The 14,103-nt window shown below is 48.3% G+C and carries 9 protein-coding genes and 1 pseudogene; 5 read left to right on the top strand and 5 right to left on the bottom strand.

The features are described from left to right. The first annotated feature begins 123 nt into the window (after positions 1-123). Positions 124-1,305, top strand: a complete 1,182-nt coding sequence (locus MKY16_RS23975) for a serine hydrolase domain-containing protein (RefSeq protein WP_340957348.1) — start codon at positions 124-126, stop codon at positions 1,303-1,305. Here the strand turns inward: MKY16_RS23975 and MKY16_RS23980 are convergent. Beyond that, the gene (locus MKY16_RS23980; protein WP_023990936.1) at positions 1,291-1,734 is read right to left on the bottom strand and encodes an Lrp/AsnC family transcriptional regulator; all 444 of its coding nucleotides are present in this window, start codon (positions 1,732-1,734) and stop codon (positions 1,291-1,293) included. The two genes, MKY16_RS23975 and MKY16_RS23980, sit on opposite strands and share 15 nt — an antisense overlap. A gap of 147 nt (positions 1,735-1,881) precedes the next feature. On the opposite strand from MKY16_RS23980, the gene MKY16_RS23985 reads away from it, so the two are divergent. Continuing rightward, positions 1,882-3,069 carry an MFS transporter gene (locus MKY16_RS23985; RefSeq protein WP_340957350.1) on the top strand — a complete coding sequence of 396 codons (1,188 nt, stop codon included), beginning with the start codon at positions 1,882-1,884 and terminating at the stop codon, positions 3,067-3,069. 147 nt (positions 3,070-3,216) lie between these two features. On the opposite strand, the pseudogene MKY16_RS26220 reads toward MKY16_RS23985, so the two are convergent. Next, positions 3,217-3,327 (bottom strand): annotated as a pseudogene (locus MKY16_RS26220) (SDR family oxidoreductase); the annotation flags it as partial. A 143-nt stretch (positions 3,328-3,470) separates the two neighbouring features. Beyond that, positions 3,471-4,415: a helix-turn-helix domain-containing protein gene (locus tag MKY16_RS23990; RefSeq protein WP_209947625.1), complete on the bottom strand. Its 945-nt coding sequence runs from the start codon at positions 4,413-4,415 to the stop codon at positions 3,471-3,473. Between the two features lie 166 nt (positions 4,416-4,581). On the opposite strand from MKY16_RS23990, the gene MKY16_RS23995 reads away from it, so the two are divergent. The 3 genes from MKY16_RS23995 to MKY16_RS24005 all read left to right on the top strand — a co-directional run bounded on the left by MKY16_RS23995 (position 4,582) and on the right by MKY16_RS24005 (position 12,884). Then, positions 4,582-6,780 (top strand): glycoside hydrolase family 52 protein, encoded by a 2,199-nt coding sequence (locus tag MKY16_RS23995; protein ID WP_340957352.1) that lies wholly within the window; start codon positions 4,582-4,584, stop codon positions 6,778-6,780. A 35-nt stretch (positions 6,781-6,815) separates the two neighbouring features. Next, positions 6,816-8,987 (top strand): alpha-glucuronidase family glycosyl hydrolase, encoded by a 2,172-nt coding sequence (locus tag MKY16_RS24000; RefSeq protein ID WP_340957354.1) that lies wholly within the window; start codon positions 6,816-6,818, stop codon positions 8,985-8,987. A 306-nt stretch (positions 8,988-9,293) separates the two neighbouring features. Then, positions 9,294-12,884, top strand: a complete 3,591-nt coding sequence (locus MKY16_RS24005; RefSeq protein WP_340957356.1) for a family 14 glycosylhydrolase — start codon at positions 9,294-9,296, stop codon at positions 12,882-12,884. Between the two features lie 182 nt (positions 12,885-13,066). On the opposite strand, the gene MKY16_RS24010 is transcribed toward MKY16_RS24005, so the two are convergent. Beyond that, positions 13,067-13,180, bottom strand: a complete 114-nt coding sequence (locus tag MKY16_RS24010) for a putative holin-like toxin (protein ID WP_016822651.1) — start codon at positions 13,178-13,180, stop codon at positions 13,067-13,069. A 161-nt stretch (positions 13,181-13,341) separates the two neighbouring features. Beyond that, positions 13,342-14,079 (bottom strand): ABC transporter permease, encoded by a 738-nt coding sequence (locus MKY16_RS24015; protein ID WP_340957359.1) that lies wholly within the window; start codon positions 14,077-14,079, stop codon positions 13,342-13,344. Positions 14,080-14,103: the final 24 nt, after the last annotated feature.

Here is a 14,103-nt window from a genome sequence, read left to right on the forward strand (position 1 = left end):
ATTTTATTTTAACGTAAATACTCACTGAATACCTTTGTTACCTTATGTAATGTCGTCTTCCCATCCTGTAAACTAAGTTCCATCAAGCGGTAACCGCTGGATCGTAGAGAGGATGAGATATTTATGAGTTTGGATAATAGAGTTTTTGCGATACAAGCTGGTCTGGACGGACGTGTAAATGCAGTTATAGATCAAACCCTTGCCGAAAAGCGTCTGATCGGCACAGTCGTCATGATATATATGGATGGTTCACCCGTGTATGTCCGAGCGGCAGGGCTGGCTGATCGAGAAGAACAACGTCCTATGCAAGAGGATGCTTTATTTCGGCTTTCTTCTGTATCCAAACCGATTGTATCTACTGCGGCTTTGGTTTTGGCAGCCCAAGGATTGATTAAGCTCGATGAATCTATTGAACGCTGGTTGCCCGATTTTCGCCCCCGATTAATCAGTGGTGAGCAGCCCTCCATTACAGTACGCCAATTACTGACACATACTGCCGGGTTGACCTATGGTTTTTTAGAGGAAGAAGGCGGCGGCCCCTATCATCGTGCAGGCGTATCAGATGGCATGGATTTTTCAAATCTTACGCTGGAAGAGAACTTGCAACGTTTGGCTTCTGTGCCTCTGTTATATACACCGGGTAAAGCGTGGGGATATTCGATTGCTACTGATGTGCTCGGCGCTATCATTAGCCGTGTATGTGGCACAACCCTTGATACAGCTGTTAAAAAGCTCGTTACCGAACCTCTCGGTATGCACGACACCAGTTTCGCGGTCGCGGATGCCGGACGGCTTGCGGCTCCTTATGTCAACGATATATCAGAACCCCGGCGGATGCGTGAGCTTGAGGTTGCGCAGGTTTTTGAAGGCACTGCAGGACTTCGTTTTCAGCCTGCACGAGCCTTTGATCCCACGGCTTTCCACTCTGGTGGTTCTGGTATGATTGGCAGCGCAAAAGATTTCATGCGGCTGCTGGAAACACTGCGAAACGGCGGCAATCCGTTACTTTCAGAGGAATGGGTCCGCGAAATGGGCACCATCCAGACCGGGAACCTTCCCTTGGCAGGCTGGCCGGGGCGGGGTTTTGGATTAGGATTCACCGTACTCCAAAATCCCGATGAAAGCGGAACAGCAGAATCACCCGGAACGTGGCGTCTCGGAGGAGCTTATGGTCATTCGTGGTTCGTTGATCCCGCACTAAGACTCAGTGTGGTCGCCTTTACCAATACAGCATTTGAAGGGATGTCAGGTCCGTTTACAACCGAGCTTTGCCAAGCCATTTACGGTAGCTCAAATAGGGTCTAATAAAGTAGGGGTTACATGTTTATGGTCTACAGGCGAGGACAGGACAATTAACGTGGTAGAGTGCCCATGCTTTCCACACTCATCCCCGAACTGCTCCAGCTTGAGCATAGACTCAACCATGACTTTCAGTAAGTAATTTTGCTCGCCGCTGATTCGATGGCACTCAATGACTTCAGGTGCAGATTGGCAAAACTCAACAAATGAATTGCATTGATTCGTGTGCACGAGCACGTGAGCCATGATCGGTTTTCCAACTTTCTCATGTGAGACTATGGCACGATAACCGGTGATAATACCTTTATCCTCCATGCGCCGTACTCTTTCCGTTACGGCAGGCTGGGAAAGTCCAACCTCCTTACCCAGCTCGGTCATGGAGATACGCGCCTGGTTTTGTAGACACAACAAAATTTTATGATCCACTTGATCCATCAAATCCATCTCCTTAAGCTCAAGGTAATATTGCAAAAATGCAATTATTATTGTGTATTATTTCGAATATTGACTTATTATTTTATGATTTAATGAAATATTAGCATGCAAAATCAAGGACGTAAAGTAGGAGGACATGGAGAGGGAATGAAACTAAAGAAATATAGTAAGCCTCTGCTTTTCATCGCACTTGGCCTATTTGGTGTATACACGATTGAGTTCGGTGTGGTTGGCATTTTGCCGGTCATCATTGAACGTTTTCATATTACGGCAGCTCAGGCCGGGTTTCTTGTCAGTTCATTTGCATTGATCATCGCGGTGTTCGGTCCCTTCATGGTACTATTGATGTCCAGGTTTAACCGCAAGCGAATCATGACAATGTCGTTGTTTGTTTTTGCCATAACAAGCTTGCTGTCAGCCTATACATCCAACTTTTATATACTAGTGATTTTACGTATCATTCCGGCTCTGTTTCACCCGGTGTATTTCTCGCTTGCCTTTGTCGCTGCTACTGCGTTGTATCCCCCGGAAAAGGCAACGCAAGCTTCCGCCAAGGCCTTTCTCGGCACGAGCATGGGAATGGTACTCGGTATTCCAATTACGGCCTATATCGCCAATCAAATTTCATACGAGGCCTCCTTCTGGTTTACTGCGGTAGCGAATGGGATTGCAGGGATTGGTATTTTATTCATGCTGCCGGATACACCACAAGCCGAAATGTTCTCCTACCGGAAGCAGCTTGGCATTTTGCGTAAAATACCGCTGTGGCTCAATATCGGGGCAGCTACTTTTATATTTGCAGCCATGTTCTCGGTGTATAGCTATTCTGCCGAATATTTGGGGCAAAACACAGGGATGAGCAGCAATGTTATCAGTTTTCTGCTTATTATTTTCGGCATCGGCGGAATGCTCGGCAATCTATTGGCTGGCAAGCTCATGGGCTTGCATAAGGTTCGCACCGCTCTTTTTCATCCAGTAGTCTTGGGGGGCACCTATTTGCTGCTGTACGGGATCAGTTCTTCATTTATTCCTACGCTCTTCATCATTATTGTGTGGGGGGCCGTTCATACCAGCGGACTGATTGTCGCCCAGATTTGGGTGATTGATGAGGCCAAAGAAGCTCCCGCGTTTGCCAACAGTCTTTACATCTCGTTTATTAACCTGGGGGTTTCACTGGGCTCGCTGGCAGGGGGATGGTTTATTGCCAGAGCGGGCATCCAGGGGACGCTGTGGAGCGGTTTGCTGTTCGCCATGCTGGCGATGGTATGTATCGGGACTAGAGCAATTTATCCACGTATTTTTCGAAAATATAAAAGGTTAGATGTGCAAAACTAAAAAGTTGCAAGAGGGCCAAGCCTGTTATCATAAAAAAAACCGGTCAACCACTTTGTATGGGGTTGAACCGGTTTTTGTTTAATGATTTATTCCTGCCTGTCGGATTGGATCAGAATGAAATCTGCACTTCGTTGCGAATTGAATCAACGTATAACCGCCATCTGGGAACAGCACGCTTCCGGTGGTAAACTTGTTCGTCATCAGATACAACACAGCATGTGCGATTCCCTCATTATACCCACCCCGGTGGTAAACAGATGGTCGAATGCTCCGACTTTTTCAAAAAACGCCTGAACCTCTTCCTCTATTTGATTATTAAGCATGTTGATTATGTAAATTCGTATTATTCTCAGCTACTCTATGGGGATCATATCATAACTATTTTAAAGGAATACTTATTTTTATTCAGATGGGCTTTCCTGCACCGAGCTTTTGCGATAGGATGTCGGCGATTGGCCCGACCAGCGCTTGAACTGTCTGCTAAAATGCGCAATATCCCCATAGCCGAGCATATCGGCAATTTGTTGCACCGACCATTGCGGATCAGCCAACAGCAACTTGGCCTCATGCAGCACAAGCCCGGATAGATATACACGGGGAGAAACGCCGAAAACACTACGGAATACACGATTACAATGGGATACGCTAATACCTAGCTCGGATGAAATCCCCTCGATCCCATCCTGTTTTTCCACCGAGCCAGCCTGCCCATAGGGCTGATTCACTCTGCCCTGAAGACGACTGGCAATCTGATGGGCAAGCTCTGCCTGCACATATCCACGCCCCGGCAGATGAGCGGCTTCGCTGGATACAGCCTCCCACAACGTTGCGAACAGTTCAAACACAGCAGATTGAATCCGCATTCGCTTTGCCACCGAATCACTACCAATTCCTATGTCTTCCGGCGTTGAAAGATCGAGCAACTTGCCCAGCGCTGGTCCCATCTGCCCTGCCACTGTGCCTTCAGCTGGAAACAGCACCTGCTCCAGACGACTCAGCAGCGAGAGAAACAGCTTATCATCAATGTCGAAATGCATACAAAAATACGTAAATCCCTCTCCGTTACTATGACTGGAGTGAACAATCCCCGGACGCAGCAGCACCAGATCACCCTGTCGCTGGGTATAGCTACGACCATCCACAACCATGATCTGTTCTCCCGCAAGCACGATGTTAATTTCATATTGAGGATGCTCGTGTGGCGGATAGCTCCAGTCTCTTCCCACACTTCGTGTATGAATGGCAAACAGATTGACTGTGGTCCGCACATCGGGAAAAAAGAATTCCTCTCCGGCAGCTGTAAGGTCCGGATGATGGGGACGCTTCGGTAAACGTGGTGACGACATGTTTTCCCTCCTGGCTTACTTACATGGATATACCCCAGTATATCGCCTTCAGCGCGATTTGGATAAATAGTTGAGCGATTTGACAATGGTTCCCCACCACATGACATGCTAGGCTCTAAGTGAAGTTAATCAAAGTTGAACTTTATCATGAAAGGGGTTTCATTATATGTCGAAAAATATATTTTATAACACACAGCATGCACCTATCGGTTCTTTTTCCAGCTTTACACTTGGGTTTAAGGGTAATCGCGGCGGACTTGGTTTGGAGCTGGGCAAGCCTGCCGACGAAAATGTATATATCGGGCTGCAATCCAGAGATGGCGAATCATACGAGGCGCTTCCCTTCTTTGCATCCACACAGGATGAAAGTGCCCGCTACGACGTGGAGAAAAAGGGTAAACGAACGGAACCGCAGCTTATGGCCTTTGCTGATTCCGACATTACCCGTGAGCTAAAAGTAGGAACGGATACATGGCAGGCCGGCGATTTGACGTTCCGGCTGTACTCTCCTGTTCGCCCGGTACCCGAGCCGGGAACCGCAGGTATGGATGAACTGCGAGCAGCGTTGGTTCCGGCGGTATTCGCCGAGCTAACCGTCGATAACACGCAGGGGACTGCAGCGCGAAGAGCTTTTTTCGGCTATCAGGGCAGTGATCCGTATAGCGGCATACGCATTATAGGAGAAGATCCGCGCAGGGACACTACGGATTCTACCCCATTGGAGGAAAGACTCACAGGCATCGGCCAAGGGCGCAGTACAGCCATTGTGACCAACAGCAGCGAAGCAGTACCTGCCAGCGGATTTGCAATGGAGAAGCTGCTTGGGGAGACCATGGCCGAGAATTTATCCTTTGGCCTGGGCACGACGGGTGCGCTCCTGATGGACGTTCCCGCAGGTGAGAAGCGCACATATGCCTTCGCCATATGCTTCTATCGCGGCGGCATTGTGACAACAGGCATCGAAGCGTCGTATTACTATACCCAGCTGTTCAAGGATATTGAGGACGTGGGAAACTATGCGTTGAAGCATTTTACAGACCTGACTGCAGCCTGTGTTCAGGCTAATCGCTGGATGGAGTCGGCAGACCTGAGCCCGGACCAGAAATTTATGCTCGCTCAGGCGATCCACAGCTACTACGGCAGTACTCAACTGCTGAGTCACCAAGCGGACGGAGAACCGATCTGGATTGTGAACGAAGGCGAGTATCGGATGATGAATACCCTCGATCTGACGGCGGATCAGCTTTATTATGAATTGATTTTGAATCCATGGACGGTACGCAACGAGCTGGAGTGGTTTGTCCAAAGGTACAGCTATCGGGATGAGGTACGCTTTCCGGGAGAGGAACAGACCTATCCCGGTGGTATCACGTTTACCCATGATATGGGCGTAGCCAACGTGTTCTCCCGGCAGGGATACTCCTGTTATGAGCTGGCAGGGATTGACGACTGCTTCTCTTACATGAGCCACGAGGAACTGGTGAACTGGCTTTGCTGCGTCACGGTATATATCGAGCAGACACAGGATCAGTCATTTACGACACGTATGCTACCTGTTTTGTGTGACTGCTTCGAAAGCATGCTACGACGGGATCACCCCGACCCGGCACAACGAAACGGCTTGATGGGCTTGGACAGCTCTAGAACCCGGGGAGGCGCGGAAATTACGACCTACGACAGTCTGGACGTATCTCTGGGTCAGTCCCGCAACAACATCTATCTGGGCAGCAAATGCTGGGCTGTATATGTTGCTCTGGAAAAGATATTTGCCTCAAAAGGGCTTAACTCCCTTTCACAGGAGGCTGGCTTACAGGCAGACAAATGCGCAGCAGCGATCACAGCACATATGACAGACAAGGGCTATATTCCAGCAGTTATTCAGGAAGGTAATGACTCGCAGATTATTCCTGCCATTGAGGGACTGATCTTCCCTTACTTTACAGGATGTGAGGCTGCGCTTAAGCCTGATGGACGGTTCGGTGGATATATCCAAGCACTGCGGCGCCATTTGGAAACTGTACTGGTACCGGGAGTTTGTCTGTTTGAAGACGGAGGCTGGAAGCTGTCCTCGACCAGTAACAACTCCTGGCTGAGCAAAATCTATCTGTCACAGTTTATTGCCCGCGAGCTGCTGGAACTGCCTTGGGAAGAAGCTGGGCAGGCCGCAGACGCTGCCCACGTCTCATGGCTTCTTCACCCTGAAGAATCCTATTGGTGCTGGAGCGATCAGATACTCTCCGGTATTGCCCATGGCAGTAAATATTATCCGCGCGGAGTTACCGCTATTTTGTGGCTGTATGAAGGCAACGGCAACCGTCTGACTCTCCCAGAGCATATGAGTCAGGATCAGAAACAGCATGTCTGAGGATCATCTTCACCTGCCCAAAAGGAGGCTCCAATATGAGCAAGCTTATGGATATGCCAAAAGAAAGCGGCTATGCGGCTTGGCTGCATTACAGCCGCAATAGTAAGGTACAAAAGCTGCCCGCTTGGTGCAGGGTCATCGTGGTCCATGAGACAGATGAAGTGCTTCAATCGGCTGCGAGTGAGCTTCAGCACGGATTGACCTCCATGTTTGGACAGCAGCCGAAAATCAGCACCGTTCCTGTAAATGCGCCATTCATTGCGCTGGGTACGTTCCCAACGCATCCTTTGGTCGCAGAACGATTCAGTGCGGCGGAACAGGCAGAAGTGGGCGCGGAAGGCTACCGAATTCGCGGGCTAGAGATGCCAGATCCGGCATATTCAGCTTTGCACAGTAACGATGAGTTCAAAGGACCGTACGTTATAGTCGCGGGGCAGACCTCCAAAGGCGTATTGTATGGAGTCTTTCATCTGCTGCGCTACCTTCAAGGAGGATTAGACGGCAAACTGAAACCCGCCGCCGAGGAATCATTGCACGCTCCCCTTCTAGACCTATTGTCTAATCCAGCTAATCCCATCCGCATGATCAACCACTGGGATAACATGGATGGTAGTATTGAACGCGGGTATGCGGGTGGGTCCATTTTCTACGACAATAATGCCTTTACTGCAAATATGGAGCGCCTGCGAGACTATGCCCGTCTACTCGCTTCTGTAGGCATTCAAGCGCTATCCATTAACAATGTGAATGTCCATCAGGTAGAAACCGAGCTGATTACAGATAAATTCCTACCGGATGTGGCCAAAGTAGCTGCGGTATTCCGCGCCTATGGCATACAGATCTACTTGAGCATTAACTATGCCAGTCCTATTCAGCTCGGCGGGTTAACTACAGCCGATCCCTTGGAACCAGCTGTAGCTGAATGGTGGCAGACCAAAGCCCAGGAAGTTTACGCCGCCGTTCCTGATCTGGGTGGTTTTGTGGTCAAAGCCGATTCCGAAAATCGGCCCGGACCGTTCAGCTACGGGCGCCATCACGCCGATGGAGCCAATATGCTGGCAGATGCGTTGCAGCCCTATGGCGGACGTGTGATTTGGCGCTGCTTTGTCTACAATTGCAAGCAGGACTGGCGCGATCGCAAGACGGATCGGGCCCGCGCAGCCTTTGACCATTTTAAACCACTGGATGGGCTGTTTCGAGAAAATGTCATTTTACAGATCAAAAATGGCCCCATGGATTTTCAGGTGCGGGAGCCTGTCTCCCCCCTGTTCGGTGGGCTGGAAGCCACTCAGGTGCTACTGGAATTTCAGATTGCGCAAGAGTACACCGGCCAACAGAAGCATCTATGTTACCTTGTTCCGCAATGGAAGGAAGTATTGGATTTTGATACTTACGCCCAAGGAAAAGGCTCCACCATCAAGCGTATTGTGAGTGGCGCCCTGCATTCTCCCAAACCTACCAACTATGGAATAGCCGCTGTATCCAATATTGGTGCAGACACCAATTGGACCGGACATTTGCTCGCCCAGTCCAATCTTTATGGCTATGGTCGACTGGCATGGGACCCGGAGCTGTCTGCGGACGAAATCGCTGATGAGTGGGTTCGGCTGACGTTTGGCAGACAAGGGAATAGCGAAGGTAGCACAGATTTAATTTCTACTATTAAGCAGATGCTGCTCGATTCATGGAATATCTACGAATCCTACACCGCCCCTCTGGGGGTCGGCTGGATGGTCAGTCCCGATCACCACTATGGGCCGGATGTAGACGGGTACGAATATTCCAAGTGGGGCACCTACCATTTTGCTGATTGCCGAGGGATTGGAGTAGATCGCACGACCACAACCGGGACCGGCTATGCAGGACAATATTTTGCTCCCCATGCCGATATCTACGAATCTACGGACACCTGTCCGGATGAGCTGCTCTTATTCTTTCACCATGTCCCTTATACACACTTGCTCCACTCCGGCCAAACTGTCATACAGCACATTTATGATACCCATTTTGAAGGTGCAGAACGTGCGGCCCATCTCCGAGACACATGGGTTAGTCTACGAGGGCAACTGAATGATACCATGTATGAACAGGTGCTGGAGCGGCTGGAGCATCAGGCAGAGCATGCCAAAGAATGGCGGGATCGGATCAATACGTATTTCTACCGTAAAAGCGGCATTGCCGACCAGAAGGATCGCCCTATTTATTAAGCAGGCTGTCTCGGCAATACTTTCCATACAGACTGGAACAAGACTTTTATACGCTTAGGTTCATTTTCTCCTATACTGGCTTGGCTATCCGCACATCACTAAAGGGCATGCGTCTCCTCAGACCTATGCCTTATTTTTTTGCCTGGAGACTTTTAGGCACACGGTTGCTTACGTAAAATGTCATATTTGTCCACCTTGAGTGCGCAATAAATTCTTCTTTTTATGCAACCGCTTGCTTTATACTATTTTTGTAGACGTTTACAAAATGTTGTCGAATTAGACTATGCTTTGGGGAGGATGATCGGTTTGACCTTGTATCGAAGTCTATGGAAAAAAGGGTGTATGCTTCTACTAAGCCTTGTGCTGTCTCTGACCGCCTTCATTGGCTCACCCTCTAATACGGCGAGCGCCGCGGTTGCAGATGATTTTCAGGCTTCCGTTATGGGACCACTGGCGAAAATCAACGACTGGGGTTCCTTCAAAAAGCAACTGCAAACGTTGAAAAACAATGGCGTGTATGCCATCACTACCGACGTCTGGTGGGGCTATGTAGAAAGTGCAGGAGATAACCAGTTCGATTGGAGCTACTACAAGACCTATGCAAATGCCGTGAAAGAAGCGGGACTGAAGTGGGTTCCTATTATCTCTACGCATAAGTGTGGAGGAAATGTGGGAGATGACTGTAACATCCCACTGCCAAGCTGGCTGCCGAGCAAGGGCAGTGCAGATGAAATGCAATTCAAGGACGAAAGCGGCTATGCCAATAGTGAAGCCCTCTCCCCATTGTGGAGCGGAACCGGTAAACAATATGACGAGCTGTATGCCTCATTCGCTGAAAACTTTGCCGGATATAAAAGTATCATTCCCAAAATTTATTTGAGCGGCGGTCCTTCTGGGGAATTGCGCTATCCGTCCTACTATCCAGCAGCAGGGTGGAGCTACCCGGGACGAGGCAAGTTCCAAGCTTATACTGAAACAGCCAAAAATGCATTCCGCACAGCTATGAATGACAAGTACGGATCATTGGACAAGATTAATGCTGCTTGGGGCACCAAACTTACCAGCCTTAGCCAAATCAATCCACCGACCGATGGGGACGGATTTTACACGAACGGCGGATATAATTCCACATATGGAAAGGATTTTCTGTCGTGGTACCAAAGTGTACTTGAGAAGCATCTAGGTGTCATCGGAGCAGCGGCTCACAAAAACTTCGATTCTGTGTTTGGTGTCCGGATCGGGGCCAAAGTTTCTGGTCTGCACTGGCAAATGAACAATCCTGCTATGCCGCACAGCACAGAACAAGCGGGTGGATATTATGATTACAACCGTCTCATTCAGAAATTCAAGGATGCCGATCTAGACCTGACATTCACTTGCCTGGAGATGACTGACAGTGGCTCAGCACCGAATTATTCGTTGCCGTCCACCCTGGTTGATACCGTCTCCTCCATCGCGAATGCCAAGGGTGTTCGCCTGAATGGTGAAAATGCACTTCCGACAGGCGGCAGCGGCTTCCAAAAAATCGAGGAGAAAATCACGAAGTTCGGTTATCACGGGTTTACGTTATTGCGCATCAACAATCTCGTCAACAATGATGGCTCACCAACCGGTGAGTTGAGTGGATTCAAACAATATATCATCAGCAAAGCCAAGCCTGACAATAATGGCGGTACAGGCAACAAAGTAACGATATACTACAAAAAAGGCTTTAACTCACCTTACATTCACTACCGTCCGGCTGGCGGAAGCTGGACTGCAGCGCCAGGTGTGAAAATGCAGGATGCCGAAATTAGCGGCTATGCTAAAATTACCGTCGATATCGGTTCTGCCTCCCAATTGGAAGCCGCTTTTAATGACGGCAATAACAACTGGGACAGCAACAACACCAAAAACTACTCCTTCAGCACGGGCACTTCTACGTACACGCCCGGTAACAGCGGCAATGCGGGAACGATCACATCTGGCGCTCCAGCGGGTACGATTCCCGGGGATGGCGGCGGTACAACTAACACGGTAACGGTATACTACAAAAAAGGCTTTAACTCGCCTTATATTCACTACCGCCCAGCTAACGGAAACTGGACTGCCGTACCCGGTGTGAAAATGCAGGATGCCGAGATTAGCGGCTATGCCAAAATTACCGTTGATATCGGTTCTGCCTCCCAATTGGAAGCTGCTTTTAATGACGGCAATAACAGTTGGGACAGCAATAACTCGAAGAACTACCTTTTCAGCACTGGAACTTCTACCTACACACCCGGCTTGAACGGGGCTGCAGGATCTATCCGAACGGGGGCACCTTCGGGGGGCGTCCTCAGCGTAGGGGCTTCTACCTACGCAACCGACCTCAACGAAGTGGCAGGACCTATCCCAACAGAAAAACTTTCGGGTGTATCCTTAAACGTAAGTACTTCTACCTATGCACCCAACTCTAACGGAGTTGAAGTAACTGCTCAAACGGAGGCGCCTTTAGGCGCCTTCACTCCTATAGATCCGGGTACCCTTTCCAAGCCAACTCCCCTCAACGTAGACTGGAGCGAACAAAGCATTTATTTTATCATGACAGACCGATTTAGCAACGGAGATCCGTCCAACGATAACTACGGTGGCTTCAATTCCAACAACAGCGATCAACGCAAGTGGCATGGTGGCGATTTTCAAGGTATTATTAACAAACTCGACTACATTAAAAATATGGGGTTTACCGCGATCTGGATTACTCCGGTAACGATGCAAAAGAGTGAATACGCTTACCACGGCTATCATACGTATGATTTTTATGCGGTAGACGGGCATCTCGGTACAATGGACAAGTTCAAAGAGCTGGTTGGTAAGGCACATGACAAAAATATCGCTGTGATGCTGGACGTCGTCGTGAATCACACAGGTGATTTCCAACCGGGGAACGGCATCGCCAAGGCTCCTTTTGATAAAACAGATTGGTATCATCACAATGGTGAAATTACAGGTGGGGACTACAACTCTAACAACCAATGGAAAATTGAAAACGGTGATGTGGCTGGACTGGATGACCTAAATCATGAAAACCCCGCTACCGCAAATGAGCTTAAAAACTGGATCAAATGGCTGCTGAATGAGACAGGCATCGACGGACTGCGGTTGGATACCGCCAAGCATGTACCGAAGGGTTTTCTAAAGGATTTTGACCAAGCCGCCAATACCTTCACCATGGGTGAAATTTTCCATGGCGACCCTGCTTATGTGGGGGATTACACCCGGTATCTCGATGCCGCATTGGATTTTCCGATGTATTATACAATCAAGGATGTCTTCGGACACGATCAATCCATGAGAAAAATCAAGGAACGCTACTCCGATGATCGTTACTATCGCGATGCCCAGACAAACGGTGTATTTATTGACAATCATGATGTAAAACGTTTCCTGAATGACGCCTCCGGCAAGCCGGGTGCTAACTATGACAAATGGCCACAGCTCAAAACTGCTTTGGGCTTTACTCTGACATCACGCGGAATTCCAATCATCTACCAAGGTACTGAGCAAGGCTTTAATGGCGGAGATGATCCCGGCAATCGGGAGAATATGGCTTTCAACTCCAACCATGACCTGTATCAGTACATCGCTAAGCTGAACAATGTGCGCAACAACCACCCTGCTCTGCAAAACGGCAGCCAAAAGGAAAAATGGGTGGACGACTCCTTTTACAGTTTTCAGCGCTCTAAAAACGGTGACGAGGCCATCGTATTTATCAACAACTCCTGGAATAGTCAAACCCGCACGATTGGCAACTTCGATAATCTGTCCAACGGAACCCGCCTGACCAACCAGCTAAGCAACGACTCCGTTCAGATTAACAATGGCTCAATCACCGTGACTCTCGCTCCAAAGGAAGTTAAAATTTTCACCAAGTAAACAGCGTTATTCAGTTACACTGGTTATTCAGATGTGCTAAAATAAATGATAGAAGGATATACTAAAAAAAGAGCAAGGATGCTGGTAACATCCCTACTCTTGGCAACAGCCGCTTTGAAGAGCGGTCGGCTGTTCAAAGGCGATCTACAGAAATAGACCGTTTTCCCCTTGAGCAGGGCGGTCTATTTCTTTTTGTTTTGGTTCAACGCAATAACAATCGTAACGATTAATCCGATCAACGCTATTAATAGCGTGCCGAACATCATCATTAATGTCAGAGCATCCTTAACCTCCACAGGCATCACCTCCCTTCCGGGAGATTAGCCGACCGCCCACCTAAGCCATTCTGTTGTTACTGGAATTATAGCACGTAAATCCGTCCTTAAGCGACAACATTTTACAGATTCATCCAGCCAATCTTATATGGACACTCATCGTCCTTTGCTGCTTACACATTCTACTGTGTCTCTATATGGGTATAGCTTCTTAACGCCAATAAAAGCCCCAGCACAAAAATGAAGCAAATACTGATGATTCCTCCAGGAACATTCGTAAATGTTCTGCCCAGTGTGCCGTGTGGAGAAAACAATAACGGCACGGTCCATGGATAAAAGGTATTTCCAGGTGTATTAACCAAAACAAAATTTAAACACATAACGGTACACATCCCCATAATGGCGGGCACAAATTTTCTCCAGCGAATGGCGAAGAACGTGATGATCGGGATGAGCATAGCGTGCATAATAATCATTTTAGTGAAGATTCCAAGCTGATATATAACGATTTCAAAGGTTAGCGGTCTGTCCGTAATTAACATACCCAATAGCGCAGATAGCGCAAATGCCAACAAAAGGCTAACAGCGATGTACATATAAATAACAAGCAGCTTGCTGAAGTAAAGACGACTCCGGCGAACCGGGCTTGTAAACAGGGCCATATGGGTCCTCTCTTGATATTCTCTCGCATAGATATAGCAAGTCAAAATATAATAGCTCATATATCCAGTTATTAAATTAATGGAGGATACCAAATCCATAAAGTATTCATTCCATCCATCACGATCCAAGGAAAGTTTAGGATTTATGGCGTAAGTACTAAAAGTCAAAAATACGGTTGCTATTAAAATAAACACACTTAGAAAAAGAATTTTAGTTCCTTTCAGCTTCAAGCACTCTGCTCTAAACAGGTCAAACATAGTAGCCCTCCTTTCAAAAAATCT

It is taken from the genome of Paenibacillus sp. FSL L8-0641, from assembly GCF_038006265.1.
Taxonomy (GTDB): domain Bacteria; phylum Bacillota; class Bacilli; order Paenibacillales; family Paenibacillaceae; genus Paenibacillus; species Paenibacillus polymyxa_D.

What these genes read in the sequence shown, in the direction of transcription:
- MKY16_RS24015 (WP_340957359.1), bottom strand. Translation starts at nt 14,079, where the DNA reads ATGTTTGACCTGTTTAGAGCAGAGTGCTTGAAGCTGAAAGGAACTAAA.
- MKY16_RS23975 (WP_340957348.1), top strand. Translation starts at nt 124, where the DNA reads ATGAGTTTGGATAATAGAGTTTTTGCGATACAAGCTGGTCTGGACGGA.
- MKY16_RS23990 (WP_209947625.1), bottom strand. Translation starts at nt 4,415, where the DNA reads ATGTCGTCACCACGTTTACCGAAGCGTCCCCATCATCCGGACCTTACA.
- MKY16_RS24000 (WP_340957354.1), top strand. Translation starts at nt 6,816, where the DNA reads ATGAGCAAGCTTATGGATATGCCAAAAGAAAGCGGCTATGCGGCTTGG.
- MKY16_RS23985 (WP_340957350.1), top strand. Translation starts at nt 1,882, where the DNA reads ATGAAACTAAAGAAATATAGTAAGCCTCTGCTTTTCATCGCACTTGGC.
- MKY16_RS23980 (WP_023990936.1), bottom strand. Translation starts at nt 1,734, where the DNA reads ATGGATCAAGTGGATCATAAAATTTTGTTGTGTCTACAAAACCAGGCG.
- MKY16_RS23995 (WP_340957352.1), top strand. Translation starts at nt 4,582, where the DNA reads ATGTCGAAAAATATATTTTATAACACACAGCATGCACCTATCGGTTCT.